Here is a 22,441-nt window from a genome sequence, read left to right on the forward strand (position 1 = left end):
GTCGTCCGTGCCTCCGTCAGGCGTCCAGGCAGGCGGGCCCGAGGAGCACTTTCAGGTCGCCGAACAGGGACGGGCTGGGGTTCACGCGCAGGTGGACCGGCAGGCCCATGATCTCCGTCCGGGTGTCACCCTGCAGGTGCAGCCGCACTTCGGAGTTCCCGCGGTGGGTACGGAGGACGTCGCCCAGTTCGGTGACCACCGCTTCCGTGGCCTTGTAGGTGGGCATGGTGATCACCAGCGGGCCGTTGAGCCCCTCGCTGAGGTCCGGAACGGACAGTTCCATGCAGTTCAGGGTGATGGCGCCGTCGTCGCGCTTTTGCAGGCGCCCCTTAACCACCACGATCAGGTCCTCGGCGAGGACAGATGCGATGGGGCCGTAGACCTGGCCGAAGAACATGACTTCCATCGAGCCGCCCAGGTCCTCCACTTCGGCCCTGGCGTAGGCGTTGCCGCTGGCCTTGGCGATGCGCCTGCTCAGCGACGTGATCATGCCGGCGATGGTGATGATCGCGCCATCCTGCGGTCCGTCTTCGCCGAGGACGGAGGTGATGCTCATCTCCGCATGCTGACTCAGCAGCCCTTCGAGGCCCTGCAGGGGGTGGTCTGAAACGTAGAGTCCCAGCATGTCCCGTTCGAAGGAGAGTTTGTCCTTCTTCTCCCACTCCGGCAGGTCCGGGATCTCGATGCTCAGGGATGACTCGGATTCGGCTTCGTCGAACCCTGCGAAGAGGTCGAACTGTCCGATCGCTTCGTTCCGCTTGAGCGTGATGACGGAGTCGATGGCCTCTTCGTGGATCATGGCCAGGGCCCGGCGGTGGTGGCCCAGCGAGTCGAAGGCGCCGGACTTGATCAGCGATTCAATGGTCCGCTTGTTGCAGACCACGGCGGGGACCTTCATCAGATAGTCCTTGAACGACGTAAACGCGCCCTCGCTTTCGCGGGCAGCCACCATGGCCTCCACCACGTTGACGCCGACGTTGCGGATGGCGCCCATGCCGAAGCGGATGTCGTTGCCCACCGGGGTGAAGTTCAGCGCGGACTCGTTCACGTCCGGCGGCAGCACGGTGATGCCCATGCGCCGGCATTCGTTGAGGTAGATCGCCGACTTGTCCTTGTCATCACCCACCGAGGTCAGGAGCGCGGCCATGTACTCCGGCGCGTAGTGCGCCTTGAGGTACGCGGTCCAGTAGGAAATGACGCCGTAGGCGGCCGAGTGTGCCTTGTTGAAGGCGTAGTCGGAGAAGGGAAGCAGGATGTCCCAGAGGGTTTTCACTGCTTCCATGGAGTACCCGTTGTCCTGCATGCCCTGGGAGAAACCGGCGAACTGCTTGTCCAGTTCCGATTTCTTCTTCTTGCCCATGGCGCGGCGGAGGATGTCTGCCTGGCCCAGCGAGTAGCCGGCCAGCTTCTGGGCGACCGCCATAACCTGTTCCTGGTACACGATCAAGCCGTACGTTCCGCCCAGGATCTCCGCAAGGGGTTCCTTCAGTTCCGGGTGGATGGGAATGACTTCCTGGATCCCGTTCTTCCGCAGCGCATAGTCCGTGTGGGCGTTCGCGCCCATGGGGCCCGGCCGGTACAGGGCGAGCACGGCGGAAATGTCTTCGAAGTTGTCAGGCTTCATCAGCTTGAGCAGGGACCGCATGGGTCCGCCGTCGAGCTGGAAGACGCCCAGCGTGTCGCCGCGGGCCAGCAGCTCATAGGAAGGGGCGTCGTCGAGTTCCAGGTTTTCCAGGTCCAGGTCGATGCCGCGGTTCATCTTGATGTTTTCCAGGGCGTCGGAAATGATCGTCAGGTTCCGCAGGCCCAGGAAGTCCATCTTGATCAGGCCGAGGCCCTCACATGTGGGGTAGTCGAACTGGGTAATGACCTGGCCGTCCTGGATCCGGCGCATGATGGGAATGACATCGATGATCGGATCCGAGGACATGATGACGCCGGCTGCGTGCACGCCCCACTGCCGTTTCAGGCCCTCGATGCCCAGCGCGGTCTCAAAGACTTTCGCAGCTTCGGGGTCCGTGCTGATGAGCTGGCGGAAGTCGCCCGCTTCGCCGTAGCGCTTGGCCTCCGGGTTCTGGATGTCCGCCAGCGGGATGTCCTTGGCCATCACCGCCGGCGGCAGGGCCTTGGTGAGCGTTTCACCCATGCTGAACGGGTAGCCCAGCACGCGCGAGGAGTCCTTCAGGGCCTGCTTGGTCTTGATGGTGCCGTACGTGACGATCATGGCCACGCGTTCGTCGCCGTACTTCCGGGTCACGTAGTCGATGACTTCGGAGCGGCGCCGGTCATCGAAGTCGACGTCGAAGTCGGGCATGGAGACGCGGTCCGGGTTCAGGAACCGTTCGAAGATCAGGCCGTGGCGCAGGGGGTCCAGGTCGGTGATGCGCATGGCGTAGGCCACCATGGAGCCGGCGCCGGAACCACGGCCGGGGCCAACCCTGATGCCGTTGTTCTTGGCCCAGTTGATGAAGTCCGCCACCACCAGGAAGTAGCCGGGGAAACCCATGGAGGTGATGACGCCCAGTTCGTAGTCGGCCTGGGCGCGGACGTTGTCGGGGACGCCGCCCGGATACCGGTACTCAAGTCCCTTGGCCACTTCCTTGACCAGCCAGGACGTTTCATCCTCGCCCGGCGGGCAGGGGAACCGCGGCATGTAGTTGGCCCCGGTGTTGAAGGACACTTCGCAGCGTTCGGCGATCAGGAGGGTGTTGTCGCATGCGTCGGGGTGGTCGCGGAACAGTTCCCGCATTTCCCGGGGCGACTTCAGGTAGTAGCCGCTGCCGGAGAAGGCGAAGCGGGACCCGCCGTTGTCGTACGTGGGTTCCAGGAGGGTTGAACCGGACTGGATGGCCAGCAGGGCCTCGTGGGCCTTGGCATCGTGCTCGTGGGTGTAGTGGAGGTCGTTGGTGGCCACCAGGGGGAGGTTCAGCTCCTTGGCGAGCCGCAGCAGGTCCCCGGTGACGCGCCGCTCGATGTCCAGCCCGTGGTCCATGAGTTCGCAGAAGTAGTTCTCCGCCCCGAAAATGTCCCGGAACTCGGCTGCGGCCTCGAGGGCCTCGCGGTACTGGCCCAGCCGCAGCCGCGTCTGGATTTCACCGGACGGGCAGCCCGTGGTGGCGATCAGGCCCTCCGAGTAGGTGTTCAGCAGCTCCCGGTCCAGACGCGGCCATTTGCCGAAGACTGCATCCAGCGAGGCGATGGAGGACGCCCGGAACAGGTTCCGCATGCCTGCGTTGTTGTAGCTGAGCAGGGTCATGTGGGTGTAGGAGCCGCCGCCGGAAATATCGTCCTTGCGCTGGTGTTCCTCACCCCAGCGCACGCGGCTCTTGTCGCCGCGGGCAGTTCCCGGAGTCACGTAGGCTTCGACGCCGATGATCGGCTTGATCCCTTTGTCGGTGGCCTTCTTCCAGAAGTCGAAGGCCCCGAAGAGATAGCCGTGGTCCGTGGTGGCGAGGGCCGGCATGCCCAGCCGTTCCGTCTCATCGAACAGCTCGCCGAGCCTGGCGGCGCCGTCCAGCATCGAATACTCGGTGTGGTTGTGGAGATGGACAAACGAGTCGTTGCTGGAAGTCACCGCACTATTCTATGCGCCGGGTGTGGCTGGCCTGCGTCAGGCCTGCCCGGACGCGAGCACTTCCAGGGCAAACGCGAGGTCCTGCGGATAATCACTGGTGACCCGGACGGGCTCCCCCGTCACAGGGTGCTCGAATCCCAGTTCGCGGGCATGCAGCCACTGCCGCGTCAGGCCAAGGGTGGCAGCAAGCCGCGGATCGGCACCGTAGGTCAGGTCTCCGGCACAGGGATGCCGCAGCGCGGAAAAGTGCACGCGGATCTGGTGGGTGCGGCCCGTTTCCAGGTGGACTTCCACCAGGCTGGCTTTGCCGAAGGCTTCAATCACTTCATAGTGCGTGACGGAGTGGCGTCCGTCCTCGATGACCGCGAAGCGCCAGTCATGCCCCGGATGCCGGCCGATGGGTGCATCAATGGTTCCCGCCAGCGGGTCCGGAAGGCCCTGGACAACGGCGTGGTAGACCTTGTCCACCGTTCGTTCCTTGAAGGCCCGCTTCAGGGCCGTGTAGGCGCGCTCGGACTTTGCCACCACCATGACACCTGACGTTCCGACGTCCAGCCGGTGCACGATGCCCGCCCGCTCCGGCGATCCGGAGGTGGAGATGCGGTAGCCGGCCCCGGCCAGGCCACCCACCACCGTGGGCCCGACCCACCCGGGCGACGGATGGGCGGCAACGCCCACCGGCTTGTCAACGACGACGAAATCCTCGTCATCCAGCAGGATCTTCAGGCCTTCCACAACTTCCTCCACGACTTCCAGGGGGTCACGCCGTTCCGGCCTGCTGACGTGGAGCACGTCGCCCGCAACCAGCTTTTCCGACTTGCCCAGCGTTTTGCCCTTGCTCTGCACATGGCCCTCGGCAAGGAGGGACGCGGCAAGGGAACGCGAGATGCCCAGGAGTCCGGCAAGGCCGGCATCGGCCCGCGTTCCTCCGTATTCGTCGGCAACGACAATCCGCTCAGGCATCGTTTCAGGCATCGCCGGACTTGTCCTTGCGTTCAGCGGTGAGCCGGCTGCCGTCCAGGGCTATGCCGCGCAGTGTCAGGATGCAGATGATGGCCACGGCGGAAACCACCGCCGAGTCGGCGATGTTGAAGATCGCGAAGTTGGGAAGCTGGATGAAGTCCACCACGTGTCCCATGCCGAAGGACGGTTCCCGGAAGAGCCGGTCGGTAAGGTTGCCCAGTGCACCGCCCAGGAGCAGGCCCAGCGCGAGGGACCACCAGAGCGACCCCAGTTTCCGGATCTGGAAGAGAATCGCCACGGCCACACCGGCCATGATGATGGAAAACACCCAGGTGACGTTCTCTCCGATGGAAAACGCCGCGCCGGAATTCCGAATGAAGTACCAGTGCAGCAGCGGCGGGAGCACCGGGATCCGTTCGCCTTCCACCATGCTGGACGTCACCCACAGCTTGGTGAGCTGGTCCAGGATGTAGGCGAAAAGTGCAAACCCTGCGAAGACGGAGAGCAGCACCCCGCGGCCTGGACGCGGGGCAGGTGGGACAGGGCGTGCGGGGTCCGCAGCAAGTTCGTCAGTCATGGTGCTTTCGTTCATAAAACCGGTGTCAATGCCAAAAGCCGGTGGCCGAGGAATCCTCAGCCACCGGCTTTCAGAATACGTGCTTGACGGATTAGTTGGCTTCGCTGACTTCCGGCGTAGCAACGGAACCGCGGGCATCCAGGTCGCGCAGCTGGCCTTCGATGTAGGCCTTGAGGCGTGAACGGTAGTCGCGTTCGAAGCCGCGGAGCTGTTCAACCTTGCGCTCCAGGACGGAGCGCTGCTGCTCGAGGGCGCCAAGGATCTTGCGGGACTTCTCCTGTGCGTCGTTGACCAGGCTGCTGGCTTCGATCTGCGCTTCGGCGATGATCTTGTCCTTCTGGGCCTGGCCGTCGGCGACGTGCCGATCGTGCATCTGCTGGGCCATGGCCAGCAGGCCGGCTGCGGACTCAGCGGAGGGGGTTCCGACCGCGGTGGAGACTGCGGGGGCTGCCGCGGCAGGAGCGGACGGCTGAACGTCCTTCTTCTTCGCTGCTTCGGCAGCCTTGGCTTCGGCTTCCGCCTTTTCGCGTGCCTCATCCTTGTCGGCCTTGACGGGCGCGGGGACCTTCTCCACAACGGGGGAAGCGGCCGAGCTGGCCGGAACGCTGGACCCGGCTTCGGCGAGCTTCTTGCGAAGTTCGTCGTTCTCCTGGTTCAGGCGGCGGAGCTCAACAACGATCTCGTCCAGGAAGTCATCAACTTCGTCCTGGTCGTAGCCCTCGCGGAACTTGGTCGGCTGAAAGCGCTTGTTGACAACGTCTTCTGGCGTCAAAGCCATCTGGTCACCTCACTGGTCTAGTTAGTCAGTAGGCCTTCCGGCCGTCAAAACTACGGTACCTAAATTTGGTCTGGTTACTCTAATTCAACACTGCGGTGTCAAACACGAGTTTTCTTCGCTTCACAGTAGCTGTTCCCGGACGGGTCCACCTGCGCTGCTAGGTCTATTTCGGGTAAATCAGGCAAGTCCCCTGGTGATCCCCATCGCAATGCTGACGGCAATGAAGAGGATCAGGAAACCAAGGTCCAGGGAGATGCCGCCCAAACGCAGGGGCGGGATCAGCCGGCGAAGCACTTTCAGGGGCGGATCGGTGATTGAATACACGGCGTGGGCCACCACTAGGGCTACGCCCCGCGGGCGCCACTCCCGCGCAAACATCTGCACCCAGTCAAAGACCAGTCGGATGATCAGTGCAACAAAGAACAGAAGCAGCGCGAGATAGACAAGTCCGAAAGCGATTCCCATGACTTAACTCATATCTCCATGTCCATATGTGCACCGCGGCGTGCTGCCGATGTGTCCGTTCTATTTCAGCACAGATGCCAGACAGGTGTCCCTGTCTGGCATCCACGCACCGCCTGGTGCTCAGCTTTGGTTGAAGAAGCTTGCCTGTGTTTCGCTGGCTTTCTTGTCATCGCCGATGACCTCAACGTATGACGGCGACAGCAGGAAGACCTTGTTGGTGACCCGCTCGATGCTTCCGCGGAGTCCAAAAACCAGGCCGGCGGAGAAGTCCACCAGGCGCTTGGCATCGGCCTCGCCCATGTCGGTAACGTTCATGATCACCGGAATGCCGTCCCGGAAGCTCTCGCCGATGAGCTTGGCATCGTTGTATGAGCGGGGGTGGATTGTGGTGATCTGGCGAAGTCCGCTGGTTTCTTCGCGGCTCGAGGCCGCTCGCTTAATGGGAGTCACTGGGGCGCGGTATTCCTCTTCGGGGGTGTAGGACGCTTCGCGGCTGACCTCGCGGACGGGTGCAGGTGCACGGCGCTCCTCGCGGTCAGCTTCCATAGTTTCGTCCTCATCCTTACGTGTTGACTGGTGCTCGGACTCGTAATGCTCATCGCCGTCGGCGAGCCCAAGATAGATCATTGTCTTGCGCAGAGCGCCGGCCATGGTCGACTCCTAATCGTGTCCCGTATGCGGGCCGCCCAATGACTTGACAGCACTGGAGTCCCCCGCCCATCACTTCCAATAGGACCGACGCTACCCCACCGGGGGACGCGATCCGAGAATATCGGAACCGATTCGCAGGTGTGTCGCTCCGAAGGCTATGGCGGCTTCAAGGTCCTGGCTCATGCCGGCGGAGATGGCGGTGGCACCGGGATGCTGTGCAACCAGCAGGGCCGAAAGCCCGGCAAGCTTCTCGAAGGCGGGCCCGGGCGGAGCGCCAAGCGGGGCCACGGCCATCAGGCCTGCCAGGCGAAGGCCCTCCCCTGCTGCTATCCGGTCGGCCAGCAGCGGCACCTCGGACGGGGCGGCGCCGCCCCGGTGGGCACCGGCGTCCTCTTCCAGGCTGACCTGGATGAAGCAGTCCAGGGGCGCCCGTCCCGTGCTGTCCTGCTGGATCCGCATGGCCTTGGCCAGGGCATCCACAAGCTGGGGCCGGTCCACCGAATGGACGGCGGCGGCATAGCGGACCACCGACTTGGCTTTCTTGGTCTGCAGCTGTCCCACAAAGTGCCAGGTGAGCCCGCAGTCGGCCAGGAGTTCCGCTTTACCGGCTGCCTCCTGGTCGCGGTTTTCCCCGACGTCGGTGACGCCGAGGGACGCGAGCCGCCGGATATCCTCCACCGGATGGAACTTGGTGACAACGATCAGTGTGGGCAGCCGGTCCCCACGTTCAGCCGCCGCGGCGGCAGCACCGATCCGGCCGCGGACCGCTTCCAGCCGGCCGGCCAGCTCGGCGGTGCGTGGATCCCTGCCGGGCTCACCCATGGCACCAGACCAAGCCGGCGAAACGCCCCGTGTTCCTGTCGCGGCGGTATGAATAGAGTGAGTTCGTCTCTAAGGTGCACGGACCGGCGTACTCCACGTCTACCCCGGCGCGCCCCAGCTGGCTCCGGGCGCCGGCCGGCAGGTCCAGTGCCGGCGCACCCCAGGACGTGGTGGACCGCGTCGCGGGCACAAGGGCGGCCACCTCATCCCGCAGTGCCGTAGGAACCTCGTAGCAGCTGCCGCAGATGGATGGCCCAAGCCAGGCTTTTATGCCCGAAGCTCCCAAGGACCTCATGCTGTCCACGGCCGCGGGGATAACGCCGTTGGCCACGCCTGGCCGCCCCGCGTGCACGGCGGCCAGGACCGGACCGTCGGCGGACTCGCCGGCGAGGAGGACCGGAATGCAGTCGGCCACCATCACCGCGAGCGGCAGCCCGCGCGAAACCATGGCGTCGGCCTGCGGAGCCACGCTGGCGTGCTCCATCACGGCAACGGCAGTTCCGTGAACCTGGTTCATGAACCGCAGGCCGTCAGGCCCGATACCCGTGGCAGCCTCCAGCTGTTCACGGCGCCGCCGCACTGCCAGGGGGTCGTCGCCCACGTGGAGTGCGAGGTTTCCGGCACCGGTGTCAGTGAACGCCGCAGACACCCCGGGCAGGATCTCGGCGCGCCAATGGAACAAGCCGCGGCCTACTTCAGGAAGTCGGGGACATCCAGGTCATCCGAGTGGCTGCCGGTCAGGTCAGGTTCCACCACGGAGGGAAGGTCCACATCGAAGCCGGAGTCAGCCGGAACGGCGGACGGGCGCTGCTGCCCCCAGTTGCTGAGGCCTGCACCTACCCCTGCATGGACAGGCTGGACGTGCGCCTGGTGGCTGCCGGCGGACGGCGCCTGGGACGGGGCGGGAGCAGCGGCCGGAGCGGCGGGCCGCTGGGGCGCCACCTGCGGCTGGGACTGGTCCATGGAGGGCGAAGTGGCCTTGACGTCGTCGAAGCCGGCAGCGATGACCGTCACCCGGGCCTCGTCACCCAGGGCGTCGTCGATCACGGCGCCGAAAATGATGTTTGCCTCCGGGTGGGCAACTTCCTGCACCAGCCGCGCGGCCTCGTTGATCTCGAACAGGCCGAGGTCGGAACCGCCCTGGATGGACAGCAGGACGCCGTGGGCACCGTCGATCGAGGCCTCCAGCAGCGGGGACGCGATGGCGAGTTCGGCAGCCTTGACCGCCCGGTCCTCGCCGCGCGCGGAGCCGATGCCCATGAGCGCGGAGCCCGCACCCTGCATAACGGACTTGACGTCCGCGAAGTCGAGGTTGATCAGGCCCGGGGTGGTGATGAGGTCCGTAATGCCCTGGACGCCCGACAGCAGCACCTGGTCGGCAGACCGGAAGGCGTCCAGCACGGAAACGTTGCGGTCGCTGATGGACAGGAGTCGATCGTTGGGAATCACGATCAGCGTGTCGACTTCGTCACGCAGGGCGTCGATGCCTGCTTCTGCGGAACCCGCACGGCGGCGGCCTTCGAACGTGAAGGGGCGGGTGACCACGCCAATGGTCAGCGCACCCAGGGAACGGGCGATGCGGGCGACGACGGGAGCGCCGCCGGTGCCGGTGCCGCCTCCTTCGCCGGCCGTCACGAAGACCATGTCGGCGCCGCGCAGGACTTCCTCGATCTCGTCCGCGTGGTCCTCGGCGGCCTGCTTCCCCACCTCGGGGTTGGCACCTGCTCCCAGCCCGCGGGTCAGCTCGCGTCCGACGTCGAGCTTCACGTCCGCGTCGCTCATGAGCAGGGCCTGGGCGTCGGTATTGATGGCGATGAATTCAACACCTCGAAGGCCGACCTCGATCATGCGGTTGACTGCGTTCACGCCACCGCCGCCGATGCCGACGACTTTGATGACGGCCAAGTAATTCTGCGGAGCTGCCACGTTACGTGTCCCTTGTTCGTGTCTTATTGCGAAAACTGATGGAGAGCTTGAAGCCTGCAACCTTAACCTTCGAGTTGAAGGTTATAGTTATGTCAAGTAACTCATGTCTGTGACGGTATTTCCTCTGGTTGCCACATTCAATAACCGGCTCCGCGTGTCGGATTAATACCGGAAAATAAAGCGTTAGCGGGTCACCGGGTGCCGGGGCACGCTCACGTCGTAGACCCTCACGGGATTCTTGGGGTCGGCCGGAACCTTCAGGAGCGCGGCCAGCACTTTGGCCTTGAGTTCCCTTTCGCCGGCGTTGCCCCAGATGATGGTCTGGCCGTCCACGAGCTTGAGCTCCACCGCGTCCACCGATTGGGCGGAGGCGTTGGACAGCTTCGCCAGCACGTCTGCCGGCAAGGCGCCAAGGACTGCGGCCGTGGCACGGAAGAGATCCTGGCCGATGGTGCCCGCGCCGCCGTCGATCACCGGCAGCGACACCGAGGCAGGATCGGCCGTGGCAGCCAACTGCACGCCGTCGACGTCCACCAGCTGGTACTGCTCCCCCTGCTTGACCAGCGCCACCGGCACCCTTTCCCGCACAGCCACGGCAAGGCCGGACGGCGGCCTCGCCTGCGCGGACACGGACTTGACCTGGACCAGCGGTTCCAGCAGCCGGGCCACCTCTTCGTCGGTGACCTGCGGTAATGGCTTCCCCTGCAATGGCTCCAGCGCGGCCTGCACCTGGGCAGGCGTCAGCAGGCGCGTCCCGGACACGGAGATGGTGTGGACAGCCAGGACCGGGGAAAAAATGGCCGTTGCCAGCAGCCCCGCCACAACCGCAACGAGGATGCCCGCCGCCGTCAGGAGATTCCGTTTCCGCCGCTTCCCTTTCGGCTCGGGGAAAGCCACCACGTTCGCCCCGGCTGTCCCGGACGGCGCCGGGGCCTCCGCCTTGTTCCCCTTACCGTTGCCACGGCCGAAACCGCGGATGACCGCTTTTGCGGGTTGCCGGGGCTTATTCGGCTTCTGCGGTTTTTCGGGAGCAGGCTCGGGGACACTCCGGGACGCCGAAATGACATCGTCCCCGCCACCTCCACCGCCTCCGCCGGACCGGCCGGTGGAGGTGTAGGTGGGCCGGCGGGTGCTAGCCACGCAGGGCCTCTACGATCTGCGGTCCATACGCGGTGACGTCACCGGCGCCCGCGGTCAACACGATATCCCCGTCCGCGGCGGAAGCCGCCAGGAGTGCGACGGCGTCCCCGGCCGCCACCAGCCGGCCGCCCTCATCCAGGTGGTCGGCTATGAGCTGGCTGGTTACACCCGGGATGGGATCCTCACGGGCGGGATAGATGTCCAGGACCAAGGCGGTGTCGGCCAGGTTGAGGGCATCGGCGAACTCCTGCGCGAACTCCCGGGTGCGGGAAAACAGGTGCGGCTGGAAGAGGACGTGTACCTTGTGGTCCCCCGCAACGGAGCGGGCTGCGGCGAGGGCAGCGCGGACTTCCGTCGGGTGGTGGGCGTAGTCGTCGAACACCCGCACTCCCCTCGCCTCGCCCTTGAGCTCAAAGCGGCGGGAGGCACCGGAAAAGTGCGCCAGGGCGGCGGCCGCAATGCCGGGGTCAACTCCCAGTTCAAGGGCGACAGCGAAGGCGGCCGCCGCGTTCAGCGCGTTGTGCCGCCCTGGCACCTGCAGGTCAAGCGGATAGCGGCCCGACGGTGTGGAGACGGCTGTGTCGCCGGGACCGCCGTCGTGCAGCAGGAGGTCCGCACCCTCTCCGGTTCCGTAAAGCACCACGCGCGTGGTGCCCCGCTGCCGGGTCCTTTCGGCGAGGGCCAGCGCGCCGGCGTCGTCCGCGCAGGCAACCAGCACCCCGTCGGCGGGCAGCAGCGCGGTGAACCGGTCAAAGGATTCGTAGACCGCTCCAGCCGTTCCGTAGTGGTCCAGGTGGTCCGGCTCCACGTTGGTGACCACGGCGATCCTGGGCCGGTAGTTGAGGAAGGATCCGTCGGACTCGTCGGCCTCCGCCACGAAGATCCCGGAGCTTCCGTGGGCGGCGTTGACGCCGAGCGCGGGGACATTGGCGCCGATGGCGAACGAGGGGTCCAGGCCCGCGCCCTGGAGCAGGACGGTGACCATGGAGGTGGTAGTGGACTTGCCGTGGGTTCCCGCCACGGTAACCACCGTGTCGCCGCCCATGGTGGCCGCCAACGCCTCGGACCGGTGCAGCACCGGCAGGCCGGTTTCCCTCGCCGCAACAAGCTCCGGGTTGTCCGGGCGGATGGCCGAGCCGGCCACAACCGTCTGGGCGTCACCAAGGTTCGCGGCGGCATATCCGACGGCGATGCGGGCACCGGCCGCTGCGAGGTCGGCCATGACCGGCAGGTCCTTGGCGTCGGAGCCGCTGACCGGAACGCCGCGGGCCACCATGATCCTGGCCACGGCTGACATGCCGACGCCCCCGATGCCCACGAAGTGGACCCTGCCCAGCGATTCAAGGGCCGGAATTTTGGCGTGGTTCATGCTTTCACCGCTTCCAGGATGAGATCAGCCATCCGCTGATCGGCGTTCCGGATGCCAAGCCGGTAGGAACTGGCTGACATTGCGGCAAGCCGTGGCTGGTCCGTGACCAGCGGAACCAGCTCCTTGTCCACCCATTCGGCCGTGAAGTCCCGGTCGCTGACCAGGATCGCGCCCCCGGCAGCCACCAGTCCTGCAGCGTTCAGGGCCTGCTCGCCGTTGCCAATGGGCAGCGGCACCAGGACTGCCGGTACCCCCACCGCGGCAACCTCGCATACCGTGGCCGCACCTGAACGGGCCAGCAGTACGTCCGCCGCGGCATAGGCAAGCTCCATGCCGTCGATGTATTCCACCTGCCGGTAGCCGTCAGCCGCGAGGGGGTTGCCGGCGGCGTCCAGGACGGTCTTGCCGCGCCCGGTGATGTGCAGGGTCTGGATGCCCGCGCCGGCAAGGCGGTCCACTGCGGCGGCGATGGTCCTGTTGATGCTCTGCGCCCCGGAGGATCCCCCGGTGACGATCAGCGCCGGCTGTGCCGGGTCCAGGCCCAGGGCCTCCCGGGCGGCGGTGCGCGCCGCGGCCCTGTCCAGCCCGGAAATCTCGGAACGCATCGGCATTCCCACGTGGGTTGCATGGCGCAAAGGGGTGTTGGCGAAGGCGACGGCCACCCTGTGGGTCATCAGGGCACCCACCCGGTTTGCGAGGCCCGGCCGGGCATTTGCCTCGTGGATGACGATGGGGATGCGCCGTTTGCGGGCAGCCAGGTACATGGGCGTGCACACGTAACCGCCGACGCCCACCAGGACGTCCGCAGCCGCTTTGTCCAGGATGGCTCCGGCCTGGCGCACGGCGCCGGCGAGCCGGGCGGGAAGCCGCACCAGGTCAGCCGAAGGTTTCCGTGGGAACGGAACCCTGTCGATGGTCGCCAGCTCCACTCCTGCAGCCGGAACAAGCCTGGTTTCCATCCCGGACGGCGTGCCGACGGCAAGGATGGCGGCAGCGGGAGACGCGCTCCGGAGGGCGGCGGCGATGGCCAGCAGCGGGCTGATGTGCCCGGCGGTGCCGCCGCCTGCCAGGACGATGGAAGGGGTTTTGGAGGTCATGGAGGGCTAGGCACGCTTTCTTGCAGTCTTCTTCCGGGCCGCGTCTTTCCGCGCCGGCTTGGCCTTGAACTTGAGCATCCGCTTGGGCCGGATGGACGGGGCCATCTGCTCCCTGGCCAGGGAGAGCACCACGCCGATGGCGCAGAGCGACATCAGCAGCGCCGAGCCGCCGTAGGAAATGAACGGCAGCGGCACACCGATGACGGGCATCAGGCCGGTCACCACGGACATGTTGACCGTGGCCTGGCCCAGCAGCCACACCATGATGGTGCCGGCCAGCACGCGGTGGAACATGTCCGCCTGCGCCACTACCACACGGTAGATCGCGGCGCCCAGGATGGCGAAGAGGATGAGGACGACGACGGTCCCCACCAGGCCGAGTTCCTCGCCGATGATGGCAAAGATGAAGTCGTTGTGGGCTTCGGGGATCCAGCTGTACTTCTGCCGGCTCTGCCCCAGCCCAACGCCGAACCAGCCTCCCGACGCCAGCCCGTAGAGCCCGTTGGTGGCCTGGTAGTTGGCGTCGATGCCGTCGGCGCAGGACTCGCCGGTCCACCACGAAGTGATCCGGCACATGCGGTTTGAACTGGTCACAGCCATGACCGCCGTTCCGGCGGCGGCCACCAGGCCTGCGATACCGAAAAGATACAGGGGTGCCCCGGCAAAGAAGAGGGCGGCAGCCGTGATCATCATGATGATCATGGCCGTTCCGAGGTCATTGCCCACCAGGACCAGCACCACGATGATGATGGCCATCGGGACGGCAGGGACCGCGACGTGCTGCCAGAGGCTGAGGAGCTTTCCCTTCCTGGCCAAAACGGTAGCCATCCACAGGGCGAGGGCCAGCTTGGACGCTTCGGACGGCTGGAAGGTGATGCCGCCGAGGTCGATCCAGTTCTTGTTGCCGTTGACCTCCGCACCCACAAGCTGCACCAGTCCCAGGAGGACCACGGCGCCGATGATGGCGGGCCATGCGAGCCGCTTGAGCCACACCACATTGATGCGGGACAGCACGAACATGGTGAAGATGCCGATTGCGGCGAACATCCCCTGCTTTAGGGCATCGCCGTAGGGTGACTTGCCGGCGGCGATCGACTCGACGCTGGACGCAGAGAGCACCATCATGATGCCGATCGCCGTCAGCGCCAGGGTGGATCCCAGGATGAGGTAGTAGGTGGAGCCGTTCCGGGAAGTTCCGGTTCCTTCCAGCGCCGACCAGAACTTGCGGTAGCCGGCCCGCAGCCGGGTTACGGCAGTGGCGGGCCGGCTGGCCGGCGATGCCGAGGAGCCGGGACGCGGCTTGCCGGCCTGCTGCCGGGCAGGCGGGCGTGTTGGCGTGCTGACCATTGTTACTCCTCGCCGGTCTGGGCCTGCCCTTCCACCAGCTCGCGGACAGCTTCGATGAAAGTGTCACCACGGTGAGCGTAGGAAGAGAACTGATCCATGGAAGCAGCTGCCGGGGCCATCAGCACAGTATCGCCGGAACCGGCCAGCTGGGCTGCTGACGCAACCGCCCGGGCCATCACCGGTTTCCCGGCCAGGGGGGAACCGGCCTGGATGCCGTCTGTTGCAGCAGTCTGCACCTGTTCAGTGTCACCCGCCGCCGGCTGGATCACCGGGACATCGGGTGCGTGTCGCGAGAGGGCGCCGGCCAGCGCGGAAGTGTCTGTTCCGATCAGGACCACCGCCTTGAGCCGGTGCGCGTGCTCCCGCACAAGGTCGTCGTAGGTGACACCCTTGGAGAGTCCTCCCGCGATCCAGATGACGTTGCTGAATGCAGCGAGCGAAGCGGCGGCCGCATGCGGGTTGGTGGCCTTGGAATCATTGATCCACAGGACTCCGTTGTGGCGGGCCACCGGCTGGATGCGGTGGTTCCCGGGCACGTAGTCCTGGATCCCCTGCCGCACGGCCCTGGGCTCCACGCCGTAGGCGCGTACCAGGCCTGCGGCCGCCAGTGTGTTGGCCACCATGTGCCGCGGTGCAATGGCGCCAAGGTCGGCCATCGAGGCAAGTTCCGCGGCGCTGTCCCTTCGCTCTTCGATGAATGCCCTGTCCACCAGCAGGCCTTCCACCACGCCCAGCATGCTGATGGCGGGGGTGAGGGTAGTGAAACCGACGGCCCGGCAGCCCTCCACCACGTCGGCGTTTTCCACCATCCGCTCGGTTTCAATCTGCTCGGCGTTGTAGAGGCAGGCTTTTTGGGTGCGTTCGTAGACCTTGGCCTTGTCCGCAAGGTAGGAGTCGTAGGAGCCGTGCCAGTCAACGTGGTCCTCGGCGACGTTGAGGCACACGCTGGCCACCGGCGAGAGGGATTCCGACCAGTGCAGCTGGAAGCTGGAGAGTTCGACGGCGAAAACGTCGTACTCGACCGGGTCCCGAATGGCATCCAGAATCGGCGTACCCACGTTGCCCACGGCGATGGCCTTCAGTCCGGCGGCGCGCAGCATGGATTCGGTAAGTCCCACCGTGGTGGTCTTTCCGTTGGTTCCGGTGATGGCCAGCCAGTCCGCTGTCTTGCGGCCCTCCCGCACGCGCACCCGCCAGGCGAGTTCAACGTCGCCCCATACCGGGATGTGCGCCCGCGCAGCAGCGGCCAGCAGGGCCTGGTCCGGACGCCAGCCCGGCGACGTCACGATCAGCTCCGGAAGTTTGCCGTCGATCTTTGGCAGGCGCGTCACTGCATCATCGCCGAGCAGGACGTCGGCGGCGCCGACGATCTTCAGGGTTTCAGCGTGGGCTTTCGCTGTATCGCTGGTGGCGGCGTCAACCACCACCACGCGGGCACCGAGTTCAATCAGCGTGTCAGCGGCGGCGAACCCTGACACGCCGATGCCGGTGACTGCCACCCGCAGCCCGGCCCAGTCTGAATCCCAGCTCACGAGCTCCTGGAGGCGTGGGGAAACGGTCACAGCAGCACAACCCATTCAGCGTAGAAAATTCCCAGGCCCACGGCGACGAAGAGCCCGCCGAGGATCCAGAACCGGACCACCACGGTCACTTCAGCCCACCCCTTCAGTTCGAAGTGGTGCTGCAGCGGCGCCATCTTGAAGACGCGTTTACCGCCTGTGGCTTTGAAATAACCCACCTGGATGATCACCGAAAGCGTGATCAGGACGAACAGTCCGCCAATGATCCCCAGCAACAGCTCCGTCCTGGAAAGGATGGCAAAACCTGCGATCGCACCGCCAATGGCGAGGGAGCCGGTATCCCCCATGAAGATCTTGGCCGGCGAGGTGTTCCACCAAAGGAATCCCACCAGGGCAGCGCTCATGATGGCGGCCAGCAGGGCCAAGTCCAGGGGGTCCCGGACCTGGTAGCACCCGCTGCCGGCTTCCCGGGGCGAGCCGCAGGCCTGGTTGCTCTGCCAAATGCCCATCAGCGTATAGGCGCCGAAGACCATGACCGAGGCCCCGGCTGCCAGTCCGTCAAGGCCGTCCGTGAGGTTTACGCCGTTGGTGGCGGCAGTGACGATCAGATTGGACCAGATGACGAAAAGGATGGCGCCCAGCACGGTTCCGCCGAAGGCGAGGTCCAGCCAGGGCAGGTCCCGGACCAGGGAGATTTTGGTGGAGGCCGGCGCGAGGCCGTCTTCATCCGGAAAGTTGAGGGCCAGCACAGCGAAGATGACGCCCACTGCTGCCTGCAGGATCAGCTTCGCCTTGGCGTTGAGCCCCAGGCTGCGCTGCCGCGAAATCTTGATGAAGTCATCCAGGAATCCGACAAGCCCCATCCCCACCATGAGGAACAGCAGGATCAGGGCGGAGGCGGACGGGCCAGGCGAATCCGGATTCACCATGAGCATGATGAGGTGCGTCAGGCCGTAACTCAAAAGGACCGCTGCCACCACGACGGTCCCGCCCATGGTGGGTGTTCCGCGTTTGGTGTGGTGGGAGGTCGGGCCGTCGTCTCGGATGAACTGGCCGTAGCCGCGGCGGACCAGGAGCCGAATGAACAGCGGCGTGCCCACCAGGGCGAAGAGGAGCGCCAGTCCGGCGCCGATCAAAAGTGCAATCACAGCTGTGTGCTCCTTTCATCGGCGGGCTGCGGGGTTTGTGGGGGTAATGCTATCCGATCGCCCAAATGGCGAAGTCCCACGCTGTTGGATGATTTGAACAGCACCAGGTCGCCGGGTTTGAGTTCCGCTGACAGCAGCTCGTACGCGTCGTCGGCGGTCTCGGCGAAGACGCATTCGTCACCCCAGGAGCCCTCCTGGACGGCGGATACGTAGAGGGCACGGGCTTCCCGGCCCACTACCACTAGCCGGGAAATGTTAAGGCGCACCACCTGGGTGCCCACGGCCGTATGCTCGCGGATGGAATCCTCGCCGAGTTCGAGCATGGCGCCCAGAACTGCCCAGGTGCGCCTTCCTTGGCCCAGGTCCGCGAGTGTGCGCAGGGCCGCGCGCATTGACTCCGGGTTGGCGTTGTAGGCGTCATTGATGATGGTGACGCCGTCCTCCCGCTCGGTGCGCTCCATGCGCCACCGGCTGGCTGCCGTTTGGCCGCTGAGGGCCGCGGCGATGTCCGGGCCGGGAATTCCTGCCGCCCACGCGGCTGCGGCCGCTGCCAGCAAATTGCTGACATGGTGGGCACCAATCAGGCGGCTGCTGACGTGGTGGGTCGTGTCCGCACCGGGAAGGAGGAGTTCGAATTCGGGGTGGCCCTCCGCGTTGGTGTCCGCATTGAGCGCCTGCACGCCGGCGCCGGGCCGGCCTTCGGCGGAGAAGCCGACGACGGACGCGGAGGTGCGTGCGCGCATGTCCGCCACCCTCTCGTCGTCGAGGTTGATGATGGCTGTGCCGGAGGCTGCCAGGCCTTCCACGAGTTCGCCCTTGGCTCGGGCGATGTTCTCCACTCCCCCGAATTCGCCGGCGTGCGCTGTCCCGACGCCGAGCACCACTCCGATGTCAGGCCTGACCATCTCGGCCAGGTACCTGATGTGGCCGATGCCGGTGGCGCCCATCTCGATCACGAGGTAGCGGGTGTCGGTTCCGGCGGTGAAGACGGTGAGCGGCACTCCGATTTCACCGTTGTAGGACCCCCGCGGCGCCACAGTGGCGCCGTGCCGGGAAAGTATGCCGGCAAGCAGGTCCTTGGTGGTGGTCTTTCCGGCAGAGCCGGTGATGCCGATGACAGTCAGTTCTTCGTTGGCCTCCGCGCGGGCGGCACGGATCCTCCGGACGGCTTCCGCGGCCAGCGCGCCCATCGCGAGCACGGCGTCGGGAACCACCACGGACGGATACGGCGAACCGTCCGGTGCTGCCACTGGGCGCTCCACTAGTGCCAGGCTGGCACCGGCGGTGAAGGCGGCTTCGACGAAGTCGTGTCCGTCCGCATACTCGCCGGGTTTTGCGACGTAGAGCGATCCCGGCGTGGCTTCGCGGGAATCGGTGACCACCGACAGAGGCGTGATCCCGGGATCGGCGTCCAGGCGCCCTTTAGTGATGTCGGCGATTTCCGCCGCGGTAAATGCAATCATCTCGGTCTAGGACTCTATCCGGTCGTCTTGGAGAACGTTGAATCCCCTGGCTGTCAAGGCGCTGCGCAGTTCCACCCTGTCATCCAGTGCGAGGTTGACGCCTTTCACCTCCTGCCATACTTCATGGCCGCGACCGGCAACCAGGATGCTGTCCTGTGGCCGGGCGAGTTCCACGGCTCGTTGAATGGCCTTGTCGCGGGGGAAAACCTCCAGCACCTCGCAGGGCAGGGACTCACTGGCCCGGGCTTCCAGCGCCCCTGCGAGGACGTCGGCGCGGATGGCTGCGGCGTCCTCGTCGTGGGGGTCGTCGTCCGTGACGATCACGGTGTCCGCAAGCCGGGCCGCGATCGCGCCCATGGCCGGCCGTTTGCCCTGGTCGCGCTGGCCTGTGGCGCCAAACACCACGATCAGCCGGGATTCCGGTTCGGCCGACCGGACGGCTTCCAGCGCCCTGGCCAGCGCGTCCGTGTTGTGTGCGAAGTCCACCACGGCGGCCGGCCGCTCGGAGACCAGCTGCATGCGCCCCGGGACGGCCACCGTGAAGGGGTCGCCCGCATCCAAGGCCGCCTGCAGCGTAGCGGCGTCAACGCCGCCTGTAAGGACCATGACCGCGGCCAGGGCTGCGTTGGCAACGTTGAAGCTCCCGGGAAGCCCCGTGTGGACCGTCAGGACAGTGCCGCCGGGCCCGCTGAGCGTGAACTCCGTGCCAAGCCCGCGGGGCTTTGCCTCCGTGACGGTCCAGTCGGCACTGTTCCCGGGCACGGTGGCGAGCGTGGTGACGGGCACCTGGGTGCTGGCTGCGAGGCGGCGCCCCCATTCGTCGTCGACCGTCACCACGGCCTTCCGCGCGCGGGCGGGCGTGAACAGTTCGGCCTTCGTGGCGAAGTAGTCCTCCATGGTGTGGTGCAGGTCAAGGTGGTCCTGGGTGAGGTTGGTGAACCCTGCAACGTCGAACTGCACTCCGTCCACGCGCTGGTAGGAGATGGCGTGCGAGGAGACTTCCATCGCGGCCGCAGCAAGTCCTTTCTCCCGCATCAGTGCCAGCAGCCCGTGGACTTCCGGGGACTCCGGCGTGGTCAGGAGGCTCGGAATCGGTTCGCCGCCGGCCAGGATCTCGATGGTCCCGATCAGGCCCGGCTTTTTGCCCAGCGACCGCAGCAGCGAGGTGATGAAGTAGGTGGTGGTGGTCTTGCCGTTCGTGCCCGTCACGCCGAAAAGCTGCAGCGCCGCCCCCTCCTGGCTGCCCCGGTAGATCATGGCGGACAGCGGGCCCACCACGTTCCGCGGGGCATCGACCACCAGCACCGGAACCGACGTGTCGGAGGACAAGGCCAGGAGGCGGGCACCGGCGTCGTCCGTCACAATGGCCGCCGCTCCCGCCGCAATGGCCTGGGCAGCGAAGTCGGCGCCGTGCCGGGTTGCGCCCGGAAGGGCGACGTACAGGTCACCCGGTTCAACCGTCCGGGAGTTCAGGGAGATGCCGGTCACCGCCACGTCAGCGGAGGCTCCCGGAACTACGACGCCGACCGCCTCGCCGATGCTGTCCAGCCGGACGGCATCAACGGCGGACGGCCGGAAGCGGGGCTGGTCCGGTCCCAGCCGTGCGGGTCCTTGCAGGGCTTGTTCGTCCTGTGCTTGTTCGTCCTGTGCTTGTCCCTGCGGGGCTTGTCCCTGCGGGGCTGCATGATGGTGGGACGGGTTGAACTCTGACAAGGGATCTCCGATGGTGCTAGTGGACCGTGTCCGGCATGGATGAACCGTAGCAGCGGCGGCTGCTCCGGATGCTGCCGGGGTGTTACTTGGCGAACTGGGGCAGTCTGGCCGGCTCGTCCGTGGACGGCTGGACGTTGTAGGTCCGCAGTGCCTGGCTCATGACCGACCGGAAGACCGGCCCGTTGGTAATCCCGTAGATGCTGCCCTTGGGCCGCTGGAGTACCACCTCCACAATAAACCGCGGATCATCCATGGGTGCCATGCCCACCATTGAGGCCGTGTAGCCGCAGAACCCGGACTTGCCGTCGTCGCAGGGAGACTCGGAGGTGCCCGTCTTGGCTCCCACCCGGTACCCGTCGATGGCCGCGTCCTTGATCTGGCCCTCGGTGACTGCGCTTTCGAGGATGTCCTGGACCTGCTGGGCGGTGTCCTCGGAAACGATCTGCCGGGGCTCCGCGGCCGGAACCTTTTCCTCTGTTCCGTCAGCGGAGACATAGGAGTCGATCAGGCGGGGCTGGAGCATCACGCCATTGTTCGCGATGGACTGGAACGCGCGCACTGTCTGCAGGGTGGACTGCGAAACGCCCTGCCCGAACAGGACTGTATATTCCTGCCGGCCGTCCCACTGTTCCCAGGGCGTCAGGATGCCGGAGGCAGTGGCCGGCAGTCCGATGTCCGGGGCTTCGCCCACCCCGAACTTCTTCAGCCACTCGTAGCGCTGTTCCTTGCTCAGGCGCTGCCCGGCCATGACGGTGCCGGTGTTCATCGAATAGCCCAGGATGCCGGCCAGGGTCCGCTCCTCGGTTCCATGGGCAAAGGAGTCACTGAAGGTCTGCCCGTCCACCGTGTAGGTGGGTCCGAGGGTGAACGTGTCCAGCGGCTTGGCTTTGCCCTCTTCGATGAGCGCCGCCGCCGTCATCATCTTCTCAACCGAACCGGGCTCGTAGGCGGCCGTAACGGCACGGACGCCGCGGTCCTTGGCCGCTACCCGGCCAGGGTCATTCGGATCCGGCGAATTGGTGTCGGCCATGGCAACCAGGTTGCCCGTCTTGACGTCCATCACGATGATGACGCCCCACTCGGCGCCCAGTTTGTCCGACTGGCTCTGGATCGCCTGCTGGGCGAAGTACTGGAGGTCCGAGTTGAGGGTGAGCTTAACGTCCTTCCCGTCCTGCGGGGGCGTCAGTTCGTCAACCCCCACGGGGATCCGCAGGCCGTCCGCACCGATCTCAAAGAGCCGTTTGCCGTCCGAGCCCTTCAGGAGTTCGTCCTGGGTCTGTTCAATGCCGGCCTGGCCGGTGGTGCCGTCCTGGAGGAAGCCGATGATCCCGCCGGCAACCGACCCGTTGGGATAGACGCGCTTGCTGATGCCTTCGGTCACGATGCCGGGAATCTGGAGCTGCGAGATGCGGTCCTCGACATCGGGCTTTACGTCCTTGGCCACGATGTAATACGGCTGCTGCCCGGTGACGGCCTCGCGGATGGCGTCCTTCTCCATGCCCAGGGCAGCCGCCAGTTCCGTCAGCCCCTGTTCCCGGCTGACATCAACCAGCTTCTCCTTGGCGTCGTCCAGGCGCTTGAAAGTCTCCGTTTTTGTGTTGACCCGCTGGTCCACCACCACGTTGTAGCGGATCACGCTGTTGGCCAGCACGGTGCCCCGGGAGTCCAGGATGCTGCCCCGTTCCGCCGGCAGGACGGTCTGTTTCATCCGGCTGTTGAGGGCGGCTTCCGCCATGCCCCCTACATCGAGCCCCTGGACGAGGAAGAGTTTGCCGCCCACCACCAACAGGAGCGTCAGCATGATGCCAAGCCCCAGGCGCAAGCGCTTGGTGGCATTGGGCACTTTGCTGTTGACTGCCTTGCCGGACCTCTGCGCCACCGTGAAATT

18 protein-coding genes are annotated in these 22,441 nt (G+C 65.9%); all 18 read right to left on the reverse strand.

The features are described from left to right. Positions 1–16 precede the first annotated feature (16 nt). The 18 genes from dnaE to PV768_RS15575 all read right to left on the reverse strand — a co-directional run bounded on the left by dnaE (position 17) and on the right by PV768_RS15575 (position 22,432). Positions 17–3,574, reverse strand: a complete 3,558-nt coding sequence (dnaE, locus tag PV768_RS15490; protein WP_323057384.1) for a DNA polymerase III subunit alpha — start codon at positions 3,572–3,574, stop codon at positions 17–19. A gap of 36 nt (positions 3,575–3,610) precedes the next feature. Beyond that, entirely contained in the window at positions 3,611–4,537 is a 927-nt protein-coding gene (locus PV768_RS15495) for an RluA family pseudouridine synthase (protein WP_157242536.1), read from the reverse strand. Positions 4,538–4,541: 4 nt separating this feature from the next. Then, the gene (gene lspA / locus PV768_RS15500; RefSeq protein WP_157238502.1) at positions 4,542–5,114 is read right to left on the reverse strand and encodes a signal peptidase II; all 573 of its coding nucleotides are present in this window, start codon (positions 5,112–5,114) and stop codon (positions 4,542–4,544) included. 91 nt (positions 5,115–5,205) lie between these two features. Then, complete coding sequence (locus PV768_RS15505; RefSeq protein WP_157238503.1) at positions 5,206–5,892, reverse strand: DivIVA domain-containing protein; 687 nt, start codon at positions 5,890–5,892, stop codon at positions 5,206–5,208. 177 nt (positions 5,893–6,069) lie between these two features. Continuing rightward, positions 6,070–6,357 (reverse strand): YggT family protein, encoded by a 288-nt coding sequence (locus PV768_RS15510; RefSeq protein WP_139028864.1) that lies wholly within the window; start codon positions 6,355–6,357, stop codon positions 6,070–6,072. Between the two features lie 120 nt (positions 6,358–6,477). Then, the gene (locus PV768_RS15515; protein WP_104997513.1) at positions 6,478–7,008 is read right to left on the reverse strand and encodes a cell division protein SepF; all 531 of its coding nucleotides are present in this window, start codon (positions 7,006–7,008) and stop codon (positions 6,478–6,480) included. A gap of 90 nt (positions 7,009–7,098) precedes the next feature. Beyond that, a complete protein-coding gene (locus PV768_RS15520; protein WP_421093457.1) occupies positions 7,099–7,830 on the reverse strand; it encodes a YggS family pyridoxal phosphate-dependent enzyme in 732 nt (243 codons plus the stop codon). Next, entirely contained in the window at positions 7,823–8,512 is a 690-nt protein-coding gene (locus PV768_RS15525) for a polyphenol oxidase family protein (protein WP_421093458.1), read from the reverse strand. The genes PV768_RS15520 and PV768_RS15525 overlap by 8 nt, the downstream gene beginning before the upstream one ends. Positions 8,513–8,520: 8 nt before the next feature. Further along, positions 8,521–9,756, reverse strand: a complete 1,236-nt coding sequence (gene ftsZ / locus PV768_RS15530; protein ID WP_321215930.1) for a cell division protein FtsZ — start codon at positions 9,754–9,756, stop codon at positions 8,521–8,523. Between the two features lie 183 nt (positions 9,757–9,939). Continuing rightward, positions 9,940–10,896, reverse strand: coding sequence for a cell division protein FtsQ/DivIB (locus PV768_RS15535; protein ID WP_421093459.1), 957 nt, complete (start codon positions 10,894–10,896; stop codon positions 9,940–9,942). Further along, complete coding sequence (gene murC, locus PV768_RS15540; RefSeq protein WP_421093460.1) at positions 10,889–12,265, reverse strand: UDP-N-acetylmuramate--L-alanine ligase; 1,377 nt, start codon at positions 12,263–12,265, stop codon at positions 10,889–10,891. The genes PV768_RS15535 and murC overlap by 8 nt, the downstream gene beginning before the upstream one ends. Beyond that, a complete protein-coding gene (murG, locus tag PV768_RS15545; protein ID WP_421093461.1) occupies positions 12,262–13,362 on the reverse strand; it encodes an undecaprenyldiphospho-muramoylpentapeptide beta-N-acetylglucosaminyltransferase in 1,101 nt (366 codons plus the stop codon). The genes murC and murG overlap by 4 nt, the downstream gene beginning before the upstream one ends. A 6-nt stretch (positions 13,363–13,368) precedes the next feature. Then, on the reverse strand, positions 13,369–14,709 hold the full coding sequence (ftsW, locus tag PV768_RS15550; RefSeq protein ID WP_157238509.1) for a putative lipid II flippase FtsW: 1,341 nt from the start codon (positions 14,707–14,709) through the stop codon (positions 13,369–13,371). A 2-nt stretch (positions 14,710–14,711) separates the two neighbouring features. After that, positions 14,712–16,286 carry a UDP-N-acetylmuramoyl-L-alanine--D-glutamate ligase gene (gene murD, locus PV768_RS15555; RefSeq protein WP_421093462.1) on the reverse strand — a complete coding sequence of 525 codons (1,575 nt, stop codon included), beginning with the start codon at positions 16,284–16,286 and terminating at the stop codon, positions 14,712–14,714. After that, entirely contained in the window at positions 16,268–17,377 is a 1,110-nt protein-coding gene (gene mraY, locus PV768_RS15560) for a phospho-N-acetylmuramoyl-pentapeptide-transferase (RefSeq protein WP_321215926.1), read from the reverse strand. Before mraY ends, murD begins: the two co-directional genes overlap by 19 nt. Then, positions 17,374–18,840, reverse strand: a complete 1,467-nt coding sequence (locus PV768_RS15565; RefSeq protein ID WP_321215925.1) for a UDP-N-acetylmuramoyl-tripeptide--D-alanyl-D-alanine ligase — start codon at positions 18,838–18,840, stop codon at positions 17,374–17,376. Before PV768_RS15565 ends, mraY begins: the two co-directional genes overlap by 4 nt. Before the next feature lie 6 nt (positions 18,841–18,846). Next, positions 18,847–20,457, reverse strand: coding sequence for a UDP-N-acetylmuramoyl-L-alanyl-D-glutamate--2,6-diaminopimelate ligase (locus tag PV768_RS15570; protein WP_421093483.1), 1,611 nt, complete (start codon positions 20,455–20,457; stop codon positions 18,847–18,849). 178 nt (positions 20,458–20,635) lie between these two features. After that, positions 20,636–22,432 carry a peptidoglycan D,D-transpeptidase FtsI family protein gene (locus tag PV768_RS15575; protein ID WP_421093463.1) on the reverse strand — a complete coding sequence of 599 codons (1,797 nt, stop codon included), beginning with the start codon at positions 22,430–22,432 and terminating at the stop codon, positions 20,636–20,638. Positions 22,433–22,441: the final 9 nt, after the last annotated feature.

Source organism: Pseudarthrobacter sp. CC4, assembly GCF_048957775.1.
In the GTDB taxonomy this organism is placed as follows: Bacteria; Actinomycetota; Actinomycetes; order Actinomycetales; family Micrococcaceae; genus Arthrobacter.